The sequence below is a fragment of the Gammaproteobacteria bacterium genome, assembly GCA_016716465.1.
Lineage (GTDB): Bacteria > Pseudomonadota > Gammaproteobacteria > SZUA-140 > SZUA-140 > JADJWH01.
The window spans coordinates 67,415-85,435 of the sequence record JADJWH010000005.1; the positions used below are offsets into that span (position 1 = coordinate 67,415).

19 protein-coding genes are annotated in these 18,021 nt (G+C 63.7%); 8 read left to right on the forward strand and 11 right to left on the reverse strand.

What is annotated here, in order from left to right:
- Window positions 1-11 precede the first annotated feature (11 nt).
- From IPM20_11135 to accC, 4 genes are all read left to right on the forward strand, one after another.
- Window positions 12-587, forward strand: a complete 576-nt coding sequence (locus tag IPM20_11135; GenBank protein MBK9132173.1) for a TlpA family protein disulfide reductase — start codon at window positions 12-14, stop codon at window positions 585-587.
- Window positions 588-789: 202 nt separating this feature from the next.
- Entirely contained in the window at window positions 790-1,242 is a 453-nt protein-coding gene (aroQ, locus tag IPM20_11140; GenBank protein ID MBK9132174.1) for a type II 3-dehydroquinate dehydratase, read from the forward strand.
- Between the two features lie 8 nt (window positions 1,243-1,250).
- Window positions 1,251-1,709 (forward strand): acetyl-CoA carboxylase biotin carboxyl carrier protein, encoded by a 459-nt coding sequence (locus IPM20_11145; protein MBK9132175.1) that lies wholly within the window; start codon window positions 1,251-1,253, stop codon window positions 1,707-1,709.
- Window positions 1,710-1,721: 12 nt separating this feature from the next.
- The gene (accC, locus tag IPM20_11150; GenBank protein ID MBK9132176.1) at window positions 1,722-3,080 is read left to right on the forward strand and encodes an acetyl-CoA carboxylase biotin carboxylase subunit; all 1,359 of its coding nucleotides are present in this window, start codon (window positions 1,722-1,724) and stop codon (window positions 3,078-3,080) included.
- A gap of 29 nt (window positions 3,081-3,109) precedes the next feature.
- Here the strand turns inward: accC and argA are convergent, their stop codons facing one another.
- The 6 genes from argA to ttcA form a co-directional block, all read right to left on the reverse strand.
- Window positions 3,110-4,426, reverse strand: a complete 1,317-nt coding sequence (gene argA, locus IPM20_11155) for an amino-acid N-acetyltransferase (GenBank protein MBK9132177.1) — start codon at window positions 4,424-4,426, stop codon at window positions 3,110-3,112.
- A 755-nt stretch (window positions 4,427-5,181) separates the two neighbouring features.
- Window positions 5,182-5,643, reverse strand: a complete 462-nt coding sequence (locus IPM20_11160) for a DoxX family membrane protein (GenBank protein ID MBK9132178.1) — start codon at window positions 5,641-5,643, stop codon at window positions 5,182-5,184.
- A 3-nt stretch (window positions 5,644-5,646) separates the two neighbouring features.
- Window positions 5,647-6,423, reverse strand: coding sequence for a putative DNA-binding domain-containing protein (locus IPM20_11165; GenBank protein ID MBK9132179.1), 777 nt, complete (start codon window positions 6,421-6,423; stop codon window positions 5,647-5,649).
- Window positions 6,407-7,258, reverse strand: coding sequence for a DUF692 domain-containing protein (locus IPM20_11170; protein ID MBK9132180.1), 852 nt, complete (start codon window positions 7,256-7,258; stop codon window positions 6,407-6,409). The genes IPM20_11165 and IPM20_11170 overlap by 17 nt, the downstream gene beginning before the upstream one ends.
- A complete protein-coding gene (locus tag IPM20_11175; GenBank protein MBK9132181.1) occupies window positions 7,255-7,554 on the reverse strand; it encodes a DUF2282 domain-containing protein in 300 nt (99 codons plus the stop codon). The genes IPM20_11170 and IPM20_11175 overlap by 4 nt, the downstream gene beginning before the upstream one ends.
- A 239-nt stretch (window positions 7,555-7,793) precedes the next feature.
- Window positions 7,794-8,627, reverse strand: coding sequence for a tRNA 2-thiocytidine(32) synthetase TtcA (ttcA, locus tag IPM20_11180; protein ID MBK9132182.1), 834 nt, complete (start codon window positions 8,625-8,627; stop codon window positions 7,794-7,796).
- 166 nt (window positions 8,628-8,793) lie between these two features.
- Between ttcA and ilvD the strand changes: the two genes are divergently transcribed.
- Window positions 8,794-10,473, forward strand: a complete 1,680-nt coding sequence (ilvD, locus tag IPM20_11185) for a dihydroxy-acid dehydratase (protein MBK9132183.1) — start codon at window positions 8,794-8,796, stop codon at window positions 10,471-10,473.
- A 160-nt stretch (window positions 10,474-10,633) separates the two neighbouring features.
- On the opposite strand, the gene IPM20_11190 is transcribed toward ilvD, so the two are convergent.
- From IPM20_11190 to galE, 3 genes are all read right to left on the reverse strand, one after another.
- Window positions 10,634-11,212 carry a lytic transglycosylase domain-containing protein gene (locus tag IPM20_11190; protein MBK9132184.1) on the reverse strand — a complete coding sequence of 193 codons (579 nt, stop codon included), beginning with the start codon at window positions 11,210-11,212 and terminating at the stop codon, window positions 10,634-10,636.
- A 78-nt stretch (window positions 11,213-11,290) separates the two neighbouring features.
- A complete protein-coding gene (locus IPM20_11195; protein ID MBK9132185.1) occupies window positions 11,291-13,009 on the reverse strand; it encodes a proline--tRNA ligase in 1,719 nt (572 codons plus the stop codon).
- 76 nt (window positions 13,010-13,085) lie between these two features.
- Window positions 13,086-14,078, reverse strand: coding sequence for a UDP-glucose 4-epimerase GalE (gene galE / locus IPM20_11200; protein ID MBK9132186.1), 993 nt, complete (start codon window positions 14,076-14,078; stop codon window positions 13,086-13,088).
- 260 nt (window positions 14,079-14,338) lie between these two features.
- Here galE and IPM20_11205 point away from each other — a divergent pair, with 260 nt between their 5' ends.
- Genes IPM20_11205 through IPM20_11215 form a run of 3 tightly spaced genes read left to right on the forward strand, consistent with a single transcriptional unit; the run spans window position 14,339 to window position 17,149 of the window.
- Window positions 14,339-15,481, forward strand: coding sequence for a Re/Si-specific NAD(P)(+) transhydrogenase subunit alpha (locus IPM20_11205; GenBank protein ID MBK9132187.1), 1,143 nt, complete (start codon window positions 14,339-14,341; stop codon window positions 15,479-15,481).
- On the forward strand, window positions 15,478-15,777 hold the full coding sequence (locus tag IPM20_11210) for an NAD(P) transhydrogenase subunit alpha (GenBank protein ID MBK9132188.1): 300 nt from the start codon (window positions 15,478-15,480) through the stop codon (window positions 15,775-15,777). Before IPM20_11205 ends, IPM20_11210 begins: the two co-directional genes overlap by 4 nt.
- Window position 15,778: 1 nt before the next feature.
- Entirely contained in the window at window positions 15,779-17,149 is a 1,371-nt protein-coding gene (locus IPM20_11215; GenBank protein ID MBK9132189.1) for an NAD(P)(+) transhydrogenase (Re/Si-specific) subunit beta, read from the forward strand.
- A 31-nt stretch (window positions 17,150-17,180) separates the two neighbouring features.
- Here the strand turns inward: IPM20_11215 and IPM20_11220 are convergent, their stop codons facing one another.
- Window positions 17,181-17,450, reverse strand: coding sequence for a zf-HC2 domain-containing protein (locus tag IPM20_11220; GenBank protein ID MBK9132190.1), 270 nt, complete (start codon window positions 17,448-17,450; stop codon window positions 17,181-17,183).
- Window positions 17,447-17,995 (reverse strand): sigma-70 family RNA polymerase sigma factor, encoded by a 549-nt coding sequence (locus IPM20_11225; GenBank protein ID MBK9132191.1) that lies wholly within the window; start codon window positions 17,993-17,995, stop codon window positions 17,447-17,449. The genes IPM20_11220 and IPM20_11225 overlap by 4 nt, the downstream gene beginning before the upstream one ends.
- Window positions 17,996-18,021: the final 26 nt, after the last annotated feature.

Sequence of the window (18,021 nt, forward strand, 5' to 3'; positions counted from 1 at the left end):
CCTGACCCCCGATGGCGGGCTGGCTGAAGCGTCCCAACCTGGTTTTACTGCTGATCGCGGTATTCGCAGTGGTCGCGGTCGCGGTGAACTTTTTCTATCGGCAGCACTTGCAGGACAAGCCCCAGGTAGCGACGGAATCCGGCACGTCTGCGAGCGCCGTTCTCGGCGAGAACAGGCCTGCATTTACCTTGCCGGATGACCTGGGCTTATCGCGCGACGTGGGCGAGTGGGACGGGCAGGTGCTGGTGGTGAATTTCTGGGCCACGTGGTGTCAGCCCTGCGTCCGCGAGATCCCGGCCTTCGTGGAGTTGCAGGGACAGTATGCCGGTCAGGGGGTACAGTTCGTCGGGATCGCCCTCGATACGCTGCCCCAGGTGCAGGCGTTTTTCGACAGGTTGGGGCTGGCGCTCAACTACCCGAACCTGATCGGCGGCACCAACGCGATCGCGGTAGCCGAGGCCTATGGAAACAATGTTGGTATCCTTCCTTACACCGTGCTGGTGGATCGGTCGGGCAAGATCGCCTATGCACAGTACGGCGAGTTGACGCGGGATTCCGCGGAGCAGATGATCCTGGAACTGCTGTGAGCGGCTGGTTTCAGTCGTTCACATTTCGCTGATCGGCCTCTAACTTCGTCGATCGGGTCGAGATTTCCAGGTCAGATAGACATTTCCCCGGGGACATTGCACAATAGCCGCCGTAATGGGCGACCGAAGTCCGGCTGAGCGGGCGGTTTTCGCATAATCCGTTCCGATCAGCGCTTATCGTGCCGGGAACGAACAGAATCGAATGGCGATGATCCTTGTACTCAACGGGCCGAATATGAACCTCCTCGGGCGGCGGGAACCCGGCCATTATGGCGGGCAGTCGCTGTCCGAGATCAACAAGCGGATTACGAGCCTGGCCAAGGAACTCGGCCACAAGGTGTCGTTCTTTCAAAGCAATGCGGAGCACGAACTGGTCGAGCGTGTGCACAAGGCTCCGGAAGAGTCGGTCCGCTTCATCATCATCAATCCCGCCGCCCTCACCCACACCAGCGTAGCCTTGCGTGACGCCCTCGCCGCCGTCGCGGTGCCCTTTATCGAGGTGCATCTGTCCAATATCCATGCGCGCGAGGCATTTCGCCGGACATCGTATTTCTCGGATCTCGCTGCCGGCGTGATCAGCGGACTCGGTGCTGCGGGCTACGAACTGGCCCTGCGGGCGGCGGCGCAACATCTAGACAAGCACAAGGATTCATAATTGCCGGTATGGATATTCGAAAGATAAAGAAGTTGATCGAGCTCCTGGAGGAATCCGATCTCGCCGAGATCGAGGTCCAGGAAGGCGAGGAGTCGGTACGCATCAGCCGCCACGGCAAGGCGGTGCAGACGGTCATGGGAGCCGCCCCGATGATGACCGCGCCCGCCCCGGCGGTTCAAGCTGCGGCCCCCGCGGCTCCGGCCGGCGAGCCGGCGGCGCCCCCGCCGCCCAAGGGGCACACCATCACCTCGCCGATCGTCGGCAGCTTCTATCGCTCGCCGGCCCCCGGTTCGCCGGCCTTCGTCGAAGTGGGCCAGCGGGTCAACGCCGGCGACACTCTGTGCATCATCGAGGCGATGAAGATGCTCAATCAGATCGAATCGGACAAGGCCGGTGTTGTGGCCGCCGTTCTGGTCGAGAACGGCCAGCCGGTCGAATACGGTCAGCCGCTGTTCATCATCGAATAGGCAACGGGTTTCATGTTCGAGAAAATCGTCATCGCCAATCGTGGTGAGATCGGGCTGCGCATCCTGCGCGCCTGCAACGAGATGGGCATCAAGACGGTGGCGGTGCATTCGTCCGCCGACCGTGATCTGATCCACGTCCGGCTGGCGGACGAGTCCGTGTGCATCGGGCCGCCCGCCTCGGCGGAGAGCTATTTGAATATCCCGGCCCTGATCAGCGCCGCCGAGGTCACCGACGCGGTGGCCATCCATCCCGGTTACGGGTTTCTGTCCGAGAACGCCGACTTCGCCGATCGGGTCGAGAAGAGCGGCTTTGTCTTCATTGGCCCGCGTCCCGAGACGATCCGCCTGATGGGCGACAAGATTGAGGCGATCAAGGCGATGAAGGCGGCGGGCATCCCCTGTATTCCGGGTTCCGATGGTCCATTGAGTGAGGATCCGGAGCGCAACCTGGAGATTGCGCGCAACATCGGATTTCCGGTGCTCATCAAGGCAGCCGGCGGCGGCGGCGGGCGTGGCATGCGGGTCGTGCACAGCGACGCTGCCCTGGCGAATGCCATCAGCATGACGCGTTCGGAGGCCGAGGCCGCTTTCGGAAACGCCACGGTCTATATGGAGAAGTACCTCGAAAATCCGCGCCACATCGAGATCCAGGTGCTGGCCGATGGCCAGGGCAATGCGATCCACCTTGGTGAACGCGACTGTTCCATGCAGCGGCGTCACCAGAAGGTCATCGAAGAAGCCCCCGCGCCGGGCATCAGCGAGGAACAGAGGGGCCGCATCGGCGCCCAATGCGTCAAGGCCTGCCTTGAGACCGGTTATCGCGGCGCGGGCACCTTCGAGTTTCTCTACGAGAAGGGCCGTTTCTACTTTATTGAGATGAATACCCGCCTGCAGGTGGAGCATCCGGTGACCGAGATGGTATACGGCATCGATATCGTGAAGGAGCAGATCCGCATCGCCGCGGGCGAGTTACTCACGCTCCGGCAATCCGACATCAGGCCGAACGGGCACGCGATCGAGTGCCGGATCAATGCCGAGGATGCGCGCACCTTCACGCCATCGCCGGGGACCATCGCCCAGTACCATCCGCCGGGCGGTCCGGGTATCCGCATCGATTCCCACATCTATAACGGCTACACCGTGCCGCCGTTCTATGATTCCATGATCGGCAAGGTTATCGCCCAGGGCCATACGCGGGATTCCGCCATCGCCCGCATGCGCATGGCCTTGACCGAATTCATCATCGAAGGGATCAAGACCAACCTCGCCCTGCATCGTGACCTGATGAACGACGCTGCGTTCCAGGCCGGAGGGACCAACATCCACTATCTGGAGAAAAAGCTGGCCGCCGCGGCGGCCGCGCGCGAGTGAGTCGCCGTCGACAGCGCACTTGTGACGCTTCAAAGCCTCTTGATGAGTACCTGGGAGTTGCGCTGATAGTTGTACATGGCCTGGCGCGCCACCGGCAGTTGGCCGCTTTCCCCCGCCTGAAAGCCGCGCTCCTGGAACCAGTGCGACGCGTGCGTGGTGAGCACGAACAGTCGGTCTATCCCCCGTTTCAAGGCCTCACTCTCGATCAGCCGCAGCAGGGCCTCACCGTGCCCGTTGTGGCGGTAATCGGGGTGCACCGCGAGACAGGCGAGCTCGCCGACCCGTTCCTCCGCGAAGGGTTGAAAGGCCGCGCAGGCGATCACCATGCCGTCGCGTTCAATGACGGTGAACTGACCGATTCCGATCTCCAGATGTTCGCGCGAGCGGCGTACCAGGATACCTTCCTGTTCCAGTGGCGCGATCAGGTTAAGGATGCCGCCCACATCCTCTATGGTCGCCTGGCGGGTCCCCTCGTAAAGATCCGTGGTGATCATGGTGCCGATACCGTCGCGGGTGAACAGCTCGAGCAGCAAGGCACCGTCACGGCGATGATCGATCAGGTGCGCCCGCCGCACGCCGGAACGGCAACACGCGATCGCATGTCGCAGCACCTCGACCATCGTCTGGGGCAAGTCAGGTTTGCCGGCGATTTCATGCTCGGCGGTGGAAGGGGTCAGTTCGCGCAACAGTCGCCCGCTTGAGTCTTCCAGTCCGTGTGCCTCGACCAGGCACAGCATCTTGTCGGCCTTGAGCGCGACCGCGGCCGCCGAGGCTACCTCGAGTGCCGTCAGATTGAAGATCTCCCCGGTCGGGGAGTAGCCGATCGGGGAGAGCAGCACGATGGCGCCCGCGTCGAGTTGCTGTTGTATCGCCTGATGATCGATGCGGCGCACCTTGCCGGTATAGAGATGATCGATGCCTTCCAGGATGCCGAGCGGTTGCGCCGTGACGAAGTTTCCCGAGGCGACACGGATGCGCGCCCCCGCCATCGGGGTATTGGCAAGCCCCATGGACAGCATCGCCTCGATCTCGACCGAGACCACCCCGGCAGCTTCCTTCACGCACTCGAGTGAATCCTTGTCGGTGATACGCAGGCCGTGCATGTACTGGATCCGCAGCTTTCGCTCACGCAGGCGCTGCTCGATCTGGGGACGGCTGCCGTGAACGAGGACCAGGCGAATGCCGAGACTGTTCAGCAGGGCGATGTCATGCGCGAGCCCCGTGAAGCGCTGTTCGGAGATGACCTCGCCGCCGAAGACGATGACGAACGTGCGGCCGCGGAAGGCATTGATGTATGGCGAGGAACTGCGAAACCAGTCGACGAACTGGGGATTGTCGGCATGCATCAGGCGAGTGTCTCCGAGTATTTTGTCTTCGCATTCTACGGCATCTAGGCGGACCGGTGATCTCCCCTGTGTCCGGCGCGTTTCATGCAGGGCGGGCGAAGCCTGACTGAAATGGTCGGAAATACCTTATTAAATATACAATTATAAAAATTGTAACTACAATGGGTGCCATGGCTGCATACGTCGGAAGTGAGTGACAACGGCCGTGTTTCAAACATCAAGATCCTAAACGAAGGGGAGAATCGCCATGGAGAATACAGTTTCAGTCCTGTTGAGCCTCGTGCTGATCGGCGTGTCGCTGGTACTGTTCGTCAGCCATATGTCCTGATCCGGTCATCGGATAAACATATTAAGAAAACAAGCACTTGATGCCAGGGATGGCGTCAGTTGCCCATCCCGGTCACAGCACGCCGGGTGCCCCTCCCGGGAGGGCGCCCGCAGTCGAGTCTCCCCCCGTTCCTATTTCCTTATTAATTTGCTAAGGTAAGCGCTCGCTTGGCCCGGAAATCGGGTGCGGGCGAATGCGTCTGGATACAGACTTAACGGGTCTAGGGGGAACTGAGAATGTTCGAGCAAAAAGTATCTGCCGTGCTGGGGGTGGTCGGGATCGCGGTTTCGGTGGCGCTCTTCGTCGCCCATCTCTGAGAGGGCAGCTCTCTGACGGTATACCCGCCTGCGGCGGGTGAGCTGTTGAAAAAAAGGCCGATCGCTGTGCGACCGGCCTTTTTTATCGCCTGACCGGCAGACCTGCGGGTTCAGCGCGCGGCGGTTTGAGACAGTCTCGTACGAATCAGGTGATCGAACGACAGTCTGCCCGGTCCGTGCACGAAGTACAACAGCAGCAATATTCCCCAGAAGTAATGATCCCGCAGTCCCGACTCGGAGAGTTCGGGGTAGGAAATCACTGCCGTGAGGTTCAGCATGAATAAAGCAGCGGCTCCCGCGCGGGCGCCCAGTCCCAGCGCCAGCAGCGCCGCGCCGCCGATTTCCACGGCGGTCGCCAGAACCGCAGCTGCTTCAGGGGGCAGCAGGGGCACCTGGTATTCGTAGTTGAACAACATCAGGGTGGTGGACCAGCTGCTCAGTTTGACGAGGCCGGATTTCCAGAAGACGTTCGCCAGCCAGAGCCGGACGAGGAGATCCGCTGCCGGACTGGCGCGATCCAGCATGCCGACTGTCCAGAGGCCAACACGGATGATGCGGGCAAATATGCGCATGATTTAGCCCTGTCTTGTGTCTGGTGGTAGAAACAACCCGATCAATACCCCGGCGCCGGACTGACGCGCCAGCGCAGCCGCGAGATCGAAATCCGGCAGGCCGTTGAGCGCCTGTTCCAGGCACATCCCCCGGCTCGACTGGAACAGCAGTTGCCATTCCGCGGGATCGAGACGCTCGATTTCGATTCCAGTGGACGTCCTGCGCACCAGCAGGGTATCGCTGCCTTGCGACAGGCTGACGGAGGGATCGCCATCGTAGGAGGACTGATTCTTCCGCCAGATGTCGAGAACCGGATAGGGGGATTTCAGCAAGCGCACGGCAGGATGCAGCCTCGGGACCAGGCGCCCGTAATCCTCCGGCGCGACGGTCGTCAGGTGGTCGAATGAGTCTTGACTCGCCTCGGGCGCGCCATGGACTTCGTGACAGGTCCACTCCAGGGCGGCCACATCGGCCAGGTATGGCAGCGCCGCCGCCGGCTGGAACGAGCGAAGGAATGCGGGGAATTCCGCTCCGTAGCGGTTGAGATCGCCACTGGTGGAGGGGGTAATGTCGATATGCTTCTCCGCGGCGAGTGTGAAGAATCCCGTCCCGACGAGCCGCTCGACGACCGGGTAAACCCCGCGCAGCGTATTGTGCAGGTTGGCGCGCGCGGTGTTGCAATAGGCCGCCAGGCCGCGGATGGCCCGCGCGCCCGGACGGATGAACGCAGGGATCTCCGCGTTTCCGCCCAGCGCCAGGACGCGCATGACTTCCTGTTGTATCTCACGCAGCGACGGCATCATTCGCCTCCAGCATCGCCGCCGCCTTGCCGGCCTCATCGAGCAGCACGTCCAGCGCGGGGAGATCGCTGTCCCATTCGATGAGGGTCGGCCGCGCGCCGAATCTGTTCAGCGCCAGACGATAAAGCTCCCAGACCTCGGTTCGTACCGGTCGGCTATGCGTGTCGACCAGCAGTCCGGCGCCTTCTTCGCAGCCCGCAAGGTGAATTTCACCGATCGAAGCCGGGTCGATGCTGCGCAGATAGACCGCCGGATCGTCACCGTGATTGATTGCGCTGACGTAGACATTGTTGATATCGAGCAGGATTCCGCAGCCGGTTCGGCGCGCGAGCTCCGAGATGAATTCCCATTCCGGGATCACGGAGCTGACGAACTGGAGGTAAGTCGAGGGGTTCTCGAGCAGGATCCGGCGGGCGAGATAGTCCTGGATCTGATCCACGCGTCGGCACAGATGGAGCAGCGCCTCTTCGGTATAGGGGAGAGGGAGCAGGTCGTTGGCGAAGCGTCCGGCGAAAGAGCTCCAGCTCAGATGTTCCGATACCAGGACGGGTTCGCTGCGGATGATGAGCTGCTTCAGTCGGCGCAGATGATCCGCGTCGAGCGGGTCGCAGGAGCCGGGTGACAGCCCGACACCGTGCAGGCTGAGCGCATAGTCGGCGCGGACACGTTCCAGCACGCGCAGGGAAGGACCGCCGTCGGCGAAATAATTTTCGCTATGCACCTCGCACCAGGCGATATCCGGCCGCGTGGCGAGGAATTCCGTGATATGCGGGGCGCGTAAACCGATCCCGGCGCGAGCCGGGATCGTATCGTGCCTGGATTGCTGCGCCGTCATGACGCGGTGGTTGAACCACCTGCGATCTTCTGGCAGGTGCCGGACGGTACATACACAAAGTCATAGGATGCCCGGTCCTGTGTGGATTGACCGGCGCAGGCATGGGGCGCGCTCTTGCCCGCACAGTCGTTCATTCCGGCCTTCGCGATGCCGAAACATTTTTCGGCCCCCTGCGGCATCTTGGCGGGCCCGGCCATTTTCATGGCCTCGTCCGCCATGGCCAGGTTTCCTGCGCCGGACAGGCCCAGGGCGATGAGACCGGCAACGGCGGAACGCAAAGCGGCTTGTTTGTTCATGGATGGCTCCCTATATGTAAGTGGTTTGAGAGTGGAAGCGTCGTCCGCCACAGGATGAAAAACGGTTCCGTGGCGGATGATGCCCCCGCGTCAGATAACGTGACGGCGTCACTGATCGCCGGCGTTACATCAGTTAGTCGGGAGGTGGTGCGAATACTTACAGCGGCGGCACAAACCGTCACGCGGTCCACGCCGGGGCATGCGCGGACCGCCGGCGCGGACTGGACGGTGGGGTGGATTTACCAGAGGGCCTGGGGGGATTCCTCGGAGCGGTGGGCCGGCGTCGTGCCATCGTCGTGCTCCATCAGGGATTCGAGCTCACGGAAGTTCCACAATGAGCGGTCCATGAGCTGGCTGACCTGAAGATTGCCCAAGGCATTGAGGATATTGCTCGGCACCTTCGGGTTGTCGCCGGCCAGGTCCTGGATCAGTTGCTTCACCTTGCGCCGCGTCATGTTTTCCTGCGAACCACACAGATTGCAGGGGATGAGCGGAAAGTCCCGGAGCTGCGCGTAGGCGAGGATATCGCGTTCCTGGCAGTAGGCGAGCGGCCGGATGACGATGTGCCGCCTGGTGTCCGTCAGCAGCTTCGGCGGCATGGAACGGATCTCGCCGCTGTAGAGTATCGACATCAGCAGGCTCTGGATCAGGTCGTCGCGGTGATGGCCGAGGGCGATCTTGTTGAAACCGTGTTCCGCCGCGAAGCGGTAGATGTTGCCGCGGCGCAGGCGTGAGCATAGTGAACAGTAGGTCTTTCCCTCTTCGATCTTGTCGATCACGACCGAATAGGTGTCGCGCGCCTCGATGACGTGGGGGATACCGCTGGCCTGCAGCCAGGCGCGCATGGCGCGGTCATCCCAGCCCGGCTGCCCCTGATCGAGGGTGTAGGAGAAGATCTCGAAACGACCGCGCGAACGCAGGCGCAGCTTGTTCAGCAGCGTGAGCAGGGTATAGGAATCCTTGCCGCCGGAGAGGCATACCAGGATGCGGTCGCCGCGCTGGATCATGCTGTAGTCGGCGATCGCCTTGCCCATGTAGTTGAGCAGCTTGCGTTCGAGCTTGTCCTCGTTCATGGCCTTTCCCCGGGATAACAATGGCTTGAAGTGACGTCTGAGCGGTGTCCGCGGGCCGCGCCGGTGCGGGAGGGCGGTCCGTACGCTGAGTTTCCGCATCACTCTTTGCTATGCTGTAGGGTCTGTATTATACGTTCAAATGTTTGCCCGTGGATTGGAGAAGACGATGTCCCGCAAGTTAAACACGTACAGCAGCCGTATCACCGCCCCGAAATCCCAGGGTGCCTCCCAGGCCATGCTCTATGGCACCGGTCTCCGCGAGGAGGATCTGGCCAAGGCCGAGGTCGGCATCGCCAGCGTCTGGTGGGAGGGCAATACCTGCAATATGCATCTCAATGACCTCGCGGCCTACGCGAAGGAGGGGGTGCAGGCGGCCGGGCTCGTCGGCATGCGTTTCAACACCATCGGCGTCAGTGACGGGATCTCGATGGGGACGGAGGGCATGAGCTATTCCCTGCAGTCACGCGAGATCATCGCCGATTCGATCGAGACCGTGATGGGCGCACAGTGGTATGACGCCAATATCTCAATCCCGGGCTGCGACAAGAACATGCCCGGCTGTATGATCGCGATCGGCCGCCTCAATCGCCCGGCGCTGATGATCTACGGCGGCACCATCAAGCCGGGACATATCGGCGAACGCACCCTCGATATCGTCTCGGCCTTTCAGAGCTACGGCGAATTTATCGCGGGTCGCATCGACGAGCCGACGCGAGAGGGTATCGTCAAGAACTCCTGCCCCGGCCCCGGGGCCTGCGGCGGCATGTACACCGCCAACACCATGGCCGCCGCCATCGAGGCGCTCGGGATGAGCCTGCCCTACAGTTCCTCGACGCCGGCCGTCGACCCGGGAAAGATCGAGGAATGCCGTCGCGCCGGCGCGGCGATACGCGTCCTGCTGGAGCGTGACATCACGCCGCGCGACATCATGACCCGGGCCGCATTCGAAAACGCGATGGTGGTGGTGATGGCCTTGGGCGGTTCGACCAACGCGGTGCTGCACCTGATCGCCATGGCCCGCGCCGTCGATGTCGGGTTGTCCATCGACGATTTCCAGGCCGTGAGCGACCGCATCCCGTTCATCGCCGACCTCAAGCCGAGCGGCAAGTACGTGATGGAGGATCTGCACAAGGTCGGCGGTACGCCGGCGGTCATGAAATATCTGCTCGCGCATGGACTGTTGGATGGCGGCTGTCTGACCGTTACCGGACGCACCCTCGCTGAAAACCTGGCTGAGGTCCCGGGGCTGGCGCCGGGACAGCAGGTGATCCTGCCGCTGGAGCACCCGATCAAGGAGAGCGGGCATATCCGCATCCTGAAGGGCAACCTGGCGCCGGGCGGCGCCGTGGCCAAGATCACCGGCAAGGAAGGCGTGCGCTTCTCGGGGCCCGCGCGCGTATTCGACGCCGAGGAGGACATGCTGGCCGCGCTCGAGCAGGGGAAGATTCTCAAAGGTGATGTGGTGGTGATCCGCTACGAGGGACCCAAGGGCGGGCCGGGCATGCCCGAGATGCTGACGCCGACCTCGGCGATCATGGGGGCGGGCCTGGGCAATGACGTCGCGATGGTCACCGACGGGCGGTTTTCGGGCGGCTCACACGGCTTCATCATCGGCCATGTCGTGCCCGAGGCCCAGGAAGGTGGGCCGATCGCGCTGATCCGCGACGGCGACCTCGTCACCATCGACGCCGCCGCAAACACCCTGTCGGTCGCGCTCGACGACGCGGAGCTGGCACGGCGCCGGGCCGACTGGCGCATGCCGCCCTACAAGGCGACGCGCGGCACACTGTACAAGTTCATCAAGAACGTGAAGGACGCCTCGCAGGGCTGCGTGACGGACGAATAGACGGGGCAGGGGGCGGATCAATCCCGTCCCGTTCATCATTTTCAGAAAATGGAAAATGGGGACAGATTTATTTTCCATCCATTTATGGATGTGTTTTCCCAGATGAGTGTGTAGCTATTAATGTCTGGGGACAGATTTGAAATCTGTCCCCAGACTGAATTTATTGCCGGTACCAGCGCATGCGCAGCGCGTCCAGTACCCGTTGCGGGTAGCTGTTCATGTTGATCAGCGGACTGCCGTTGTAGCGCGCCAGCGCGCGCCGGAGATCGCCGCGTTCGCGGTCGAGATAATGCCGCAGGATGGTACAGCCCAGGCGCAGGTTGATGTGCGCCTGCTGCAGGCTGTCGTCGGGGCGGCCTAGCTCGGACAGCCAGAACGGCATTACCTGCATCAGCCCCTGCGCGCCGGCGCTCGAGACCGCCCAGCGGTCGAAATTGCTCTCCACCTCGATCACCGCCAGCACCAGTTCGGGTGGTACGTTCACGCGGGCGGCCTCGTAGTGGATCATCTTCAGCAGCGCGATGCGTTCCTCCGTGTCCGGCACCTTCTTGCGCAGCCGGCTGGACATGTCCATCAGCCAGACTTCCGCCTCGAAACGATCTTCGAAGCTGTTGTTGTCCTGGATCGCCGCGAGCAGGGCGGTACGCAGTTCGGGGTCGTCCCGCTGCTCGACGACAGCGGCGTGCGCCGTGGCGGCCAGCAGGAGGGGGAGCAGCAGAATGGCAAGGTGTCGATACATGGCGAGGGTCGGGGCGCATGGGCCCGGTTACCGATCCGCCGCCCCGCCCGGTCTGGCGGGGCAGGGCGCGGATACCCTCTAAATATCGGTTGCGGCGCGCGCGGACTTGAGGAGGGGAATGAGCTCGGACAGGGGAATGTGTCGCACTTCCCCGCCGCGCCGGTGCTTGTATTCAATGGTGCCGGCGTCGAGGCCCTTCTCGGCCACCACCAGGCGGTGCGGGATGCCGATCAGGTCGGCATCCGCGAACATTACCCCCGGCCGCTCGCCGCGGTCGTCGTAGAGGGCCTCGATGCCCTGTTCCCATAACTCGCGGTACAGCCGATCCGCCGCCTCGCGCACGCGATGCGACTTGTGCGCATTGAGCGGGATCAGCATGACCGTGAATGGCGCCAGCGCCTCCGGCCAGACGATGCCGCGCTCGTCATGGTTCTGCTCGATCGCGGCGGCGACGATGCGCGAGACACCGATGCCATAGCAGCCCATGGTCAGCGTGACGCTGCGACCCTGCTCGTCCAGGCAGTCGGCCTGCATCGCCGTGCTGTATTTCTGGCCGAGCTGGAAGATGTGTCCGACCTCGATGCCGCGCCGGATGGCGAGCGTGCCGCGGCCGTCGGGCGACGGATCGCCGTCGACGACGTTGCGCAGGTCGGCGGTGCGCGGTTCGGGCAGGTCGCGGCCCCAGTTGACGCCGGTCAGGTGGAAACCGTCGCGGTTCGCGCCGCAGGCGAAGTCGGCGGCCTGCGCCGCGGCACGATCGACGATGACCGGAGCCTTGAGTCCGACCGGTCCGAGCGAACCCGCATTGCAGCCGGCGGCGGTGCGTATTTCCTCCGCGCTGGCGAAGGTCAGCGGGTCGGCCACTTCGGGCAGCTTCGCGGCCTTGATCGCGTTGAGCTCGTGATCGCCGCGCAGTACCAGCGCCACGACGCCCCCCTCTCGGCCTCTCACCAGCAGGGTTTTCAGGCACTGTCGTGGCGCGACGCCGAGGAAGGCGCTGATATCGGCGATACTGTGCTGGTCCGGCGTGGCGACCTCGCGCAATGCGGTCGCGGCCGCCGCCCTCGGCTGCGCCGGCGGCAGGGCCTCGGCCAGTTCGACGTTGGCCGCGTAATCGCCGTCGCTGGCGAAGGCGATGGCATCCTCCCCTGAGGTGGCGAGGACATGGAACTCATGCGAGTGGCTGCCGCCGATCGCGCCGGTATCGGCGCGCACCGCGCGGAATTCGAGTCCCAGCCGGGTGAAGATGCGCGTGTAGGTGCGATACATCTCGTCGTAGGTCTCCTGCAATGAGGCCTGGTCGAGATGGAATGAATAGGCATCCTTCATCAGGAACTCGCGCGCGCGCATGACGCCGAAGCGCGGACGGATCTCGTCGCGGAACTTGGTCTGGATCTGGTAGAAGTTCGCCGGCAGTTGCTTGTAGCTGCGGATCTCGCGCCGGATCAGGTCGGTGATGACCTCCTCGTGGGTCGGGCCGAAGCAGAAGTCACGCTGGTGGCGGTCCTTGATGCGCAACAGTTCCGGGCCGTAGTAGTCCCAGCGTCCGGATTCCTGCCACAGCTCGGCGGGTTGCACCGCGGGCATCAGGACTTCCTGCGCGCCGGCGCGGTCCATCTCCTCGCGCACGACGGCCTCGACCTTGCGCAGCGCGCGCAGGCCGAGCGGCATCCAGGTATACAGGCCGGCGGCGAGACGGCGGATCATGCCGGCGCGCAGCATCAGCTGGTGGCTGATGATCTCGGCATCGGCGGGCGTTTCCTTGACGGTGGCGAGGAGATAACGGGCGAGTTTCATGGGGTTCCGGTCGGGGGCTGGCGGCTATTCTGGCCGCCATTATGCAACGACCGGCACGTTTGCGAAAGCGCGCGGATCAGTCTTCCCGCGCGCGCAACTTGCGTTCCCAGCCCAGCGCCGTTTCGATGATGAAATCGAGGTTGTCGTAACGGGGTTCCCAGCCAATGACCTCGCGGATGCGGCGCGAGTCCGCGACCAGGGTCGGCGGATCCCCCGGCCGGCGCGGTGATTCGACGATGTCGAGCCGGGTTCCGGTGACGCGTTGCACCGCGTTCAGGACCTCGCGCACGCTATAGCCGTGTCCGTAGCCGCAGTTGAGCACGGTCGAGGCACCCTCGCCGCGCAGATAGTCGAGCGCCTTGAGGTGGGCGCCGGCGAGGTCCTCCACATGGATGTAATCGCGGATGCCGCTGCCGTCCGGGGTCGGGTAGTCGGTGCCGAAGACATGGACCTGTGCCCGCTTGCCGGTCACGGCCTCGCAGGCGATCTTGACCAGATGGGTACATTCCGGGGTGGACTGACCGATCCGCCCGCCGGGATCGGCGCCGGCGACGTTGAAATAGCGCAAGATGACGTAGTGCAGCGGGCTGATCCGCGCCAGGTCGCGCAGCATCCACTCGCTCATCAGCTTCGAGCTGCCGTAGGGATTGATCGGAGCGGTCGGAGTCTGCTCCGGAATCAGGTCAACCGGTGGCGTGCCATATACCGCGGCGGTGGAAGAGAAGACGAAATGCTCGATGCCGGCGCGCGCGCAGCACTCGAGCAGATTGCGCGTATTGGCGGTGTTGTTGCGATAGTATTTGAGCGGGTCCGCGACCGACTCCGGCACCCAGATGTGGGCGGCAAAATGCATGACCGATCGGATCCCGTTGTCGCGCAGTAAGCGCTCGACCAGCGCCATGTCCCCGCTGTCGCCCTGGACAAACTCGCCGTACAGCACGGAGTCGCGGAAACCGGTGCACAGATTGTCCAGCACCACAACTCTTTCGCCGCGCTCGCCCAGCTGTTTGACGACATGGCTGCCGATGTAGCCCGCCCCTCCGGTGACCAGGATTCCTGACTTGCTCATGGTGCTTCCACCCTCGTGAAGAAAAAAATGCCGCGCCGCCTGAACTGGCTTCCGCCCGGACGGTTTATCGACCAATCTAGCACGACACGGAGATGGTTTTCCGGCGATATGAGATGGGTAATGAGCGCACATCCCGTCATCTCGGTTGCCGCCCGGCGTCAACTCTCGTAAAATGGCGCACTTTGTTGCCTTTGCCGCCGGTCGATTAAAGGCCAGCGGATTCAAACACTTTTCCAGGTCTGCAAGCGGGGTCGCAAGCAATGCCGATACGCGTGGGCGTAGCGCGGGAGACCGTTCCCGGTGAGCGCCGGGTCGCCTTGGTGCCCGAGACGGTCGCCCGTCTGGTCAAGCAGGGCTTTGAGGTTCTGGTCGAGGCCGGCAGCGGGACGACGAGCTACTGCCCGGATCGGGCCTATACCGAGGCCGGCGGCCGCCTGGTGGCGGATGGCGCCGCGTTGTGCCGCGATGCGGAGGTGGTGGTCAAGGTCCAGGCGCCGACCACGGAAGAGATCGCGCAATACCGGCGCGGCCTGGTGCTGGTCAGCTATCTGCAGCCCCATCGCAACGACGAGACGATCCGGCGCCTGCGCGATCAGGGCGTGACGAGCTTCGCCATGGAACTGGTGCCGCGCATCACCCGGGCCCAGTCCATGGATGCGCTGTCCTCCCAGGGGACGGTCGCCGGCTACAAGGCGGCGCTAATCGCCGCGGACCTGTGCCCGCAGTTTTTCCCGATGCTGACCACCGCGGCGGGCACCATCCGGCCGGCCAAGGTCCTGGTCCTGGGCGCGGGTGTGGCGGGCCTGCAGGCGATCGCGACCGCGCGCCGCCTCGGTGCCGTGATCGAGGCCTATGATGTGCGCCGTGCCGCGCGCGAGCAGGTCGAGTCCCTGGGCGCCAAGTTTCTCCAGGTCGAACTCGACGCCGAGGCCGAAGGCGGTTACGCGCGCGAACTGACCGCCGAGGAGAAGGAGCGCGAACAGGTCCTGCTGCGGCGCGCCATTTGCCAGGCCGACGTCGTGATCACCACGGCGCAGATCCCGGGCCGCACCGCGCCGCAACTGATCGCCGCGGCGACCGTCGAGTCGATGAAGCCGGGTGCGGTGATCCTCGATCTGGCGGCGGAAAGCGGCGGCAACTGCGCCGTGACACGTCCGGGGGAAAAATTCGAGCATCATGGCGTGACGGTCTATGGGCCGCTGAACGTGCCGAGCATGCTGCCGGTGCATGCCAGCGCGATGTATTCGAAGAACATCCAGAACTTCATGGGCCTGTTGCAGGGAGAGGGCGGCGTGCTCCATATCGACTGGGCGGACGAGATCCTGGCCATGAGCGCGGTCACGCACGATGGCGCGATCCGTCATGCGGCAACCCGTGAACGCATCGAGGGAGGCGCGAAATGATCGAGGGTATCTGGGCGGCGCTGTTCATCTTCCTGCTGGCGGCCTTCACCGGCTACGAGGTCATCAGCCGTGTGCCGGTCATTCTGCATACCCCGCTCATGTCCGGGTCGAACTTCATCCACGGCATCGTGCTGGTCGGCGCGATGGTCGCGCTGGGGCATGCGGATACCGTGCTCGAGCAGGCGATCGGTTTCATCGGGGTTCTGCTCGCCGCCCTGAACGCGGTCGGCGGTTATGTGGTGACCGAGCGCATGCTGGAGATGTTCGAGGCCAAGAAGAAAGGCAGGGGGGCCTGACGTGGAGCATCTGATCCAGGGGGCCTATTTCCTCACCGTTTTTCTGTTCGTCCTCGGCCTCAAGCGGATGAGCTCGCCGGCGACGGCGCGCAGCGGTATCAAATGGGCGGGCGTCGCCATGGGGCTCGCCATCGTCATTACCATGCTGACGCCGGGCCTGCACAACATCGGGCTGATGCTGGTGGCGATCCTGATCGGCGCGGGCGTCGCGTGGTATACCGGCGGCAAGGTCGCGATGACCGACATGCCGCAGATGGTCGCCATCTACAACGGCATGGGCGGCGGCGCCGCGGCCGCCATCGCCGCCGTCGAGCTGCTGCGCGGCGAGATGGACCAGACCGGCATGATCCTGCTCAGCGTGATCGGCGGCCTGATCGGTGCCGTGGCGTTCAGCGGCAGCATGATCGCCTTCGGCAAGCTGCAGGGCCTGATCAGCGGACGCCCGATCACCTTCCCGGCCCAGCATGCGCTCAATCTCGTGGTGCTGATGGTCTCGCTGCTGCTCGGCGCGACGCTGCTCGGCGGCGATCCGATCACGATCATGATCGTGCTGTTCTTCGTCGCCGCGCTGGCCTACGGCGTCCTGATGACCCTGCCGATCGGCGGCGCCGACATGCCGGTGGTGATCTCGCTCTACAACGCCCTGACCGGCATGGCCGTCGCGTTCGAAGGCTTCGCGCTAGGTAACGCGGCGATGATCGTGGCGGGCACCGTGGTCGGCGCCGCCGGCACGCTGCTGACCCAGCTGATGGCCAAGGCGATGAACCGCCCGATCTCGAACGTCCTGTTCGGTGGATTCGGCAAGACCGTCGAAGGCGGGACAGGCGAGATCAAGGGCAGCCTAAAGCAGATCGAGACCGAAGACGCCGCGGTGATGATGCGCTATGCCTCCAAGGTGATCATCGTGCCCGGATACGGCATGGCGGTGGCGCAGGCACAGCACAAGATCCGTGAGTTGATGGACCTGCTCGAGGGACTGGGGGTTGAGGTGAAGTTCGCCATCCATCCGGTCGCGGGCCGCATGCCGGGTCATATGAACGTGCTGCTGGCCGAGGCCGGTGTGCCCTATGACCGGCTGCACGATCTGGAAGACATCAATGCGGAATTCAGTTCCGCCAACGTGGGTATTGTCATCGGCGCCAACGATGTGGTGAATCCCGCCGCGCGCACCGACGCCTCGAGCCCGATCTACGGTATGCCCATACTCAACGTCGACAAGGCGGAGAACGTGCTGGTGATCAAGCGCGGCCAGGGTACCGGCTTCGCCGGCATCGAGAACCAGCTTTTCTACAAGGACAACGCCCGCATGCTGTACGGTGACGCCCAGGGCGTGGTGAGCGAACTGATCCAGCAGTTGAAGCAGCTGGGCTGAGCGCGGGCCCGGCACTCGCCGGTATCATCGTCTACGAATCGTTCCCGGAGCCTTCTTGCCCGAGCGCGTGGCGGATGCGCACGGCCGCCGCGGGCGGCAAGTCCAGCTCCCCGGAGGCAAGCTGCTGCATTCGCATCACCAGCGCGCGCGCCATGTCCCGAATGATGACAGTCTGGCGGCGATAGGTGCGGCACATCGAGCAGGCGCACAGATGCAGGCCGAGGGCCAGCCGTTCGCGCAGGGCGAGCGGACGGTCCATCGACAGCGATATCAGTTCACTCGCCTTGCGGCAGGAAATCATGCGTCCCGGACCTCGGCCGTGTTGAACCAGTGTCGATCGAGACACTCGCGCAGGCGCATGCGCGCCCGTGAGAGCATCACCCACATATTATTAGTAGTCGAAATCTCCAGAACCTTACACACGTCCTGGCTCGGCAGGTCGTTGATTTCGCGCAGGATGAACAGGTCCGCCAGGTGCGACGGCAGGTTGTGGATACAGGCGCGGAAGACGCGCCAGAAGTCCTGCGACTCGAGCGCACCCTCCGGATTCGCCCAGGCCGCGGGCGGCTGGGCCCAATGACCCGAGGGCCCGAACAGGCCATCGACGAAGGCCGCGTCGTCCGCTTGCCCCTGTTCCGGGCGCGCGTTGGCCTGGCTGCGGAAATGATCGATCAGTTTGTGTTTCAGGATGCCGATCAGCCAGGTCTGTTCGGAGGACTGGCCGGAAAATCGCGCGCGGGCGCCGAGGGCGGCCAGGAAGGTCTCCTGTACCAGGTCCTCGGCCAGCGCCGCGTCCTGTGTGCGCAGCAGGGCGTAACGGTAGAGGACGTTGCCATGTCGTTCCACCCAGGTGGCGGGATCCGAGGTCGTCA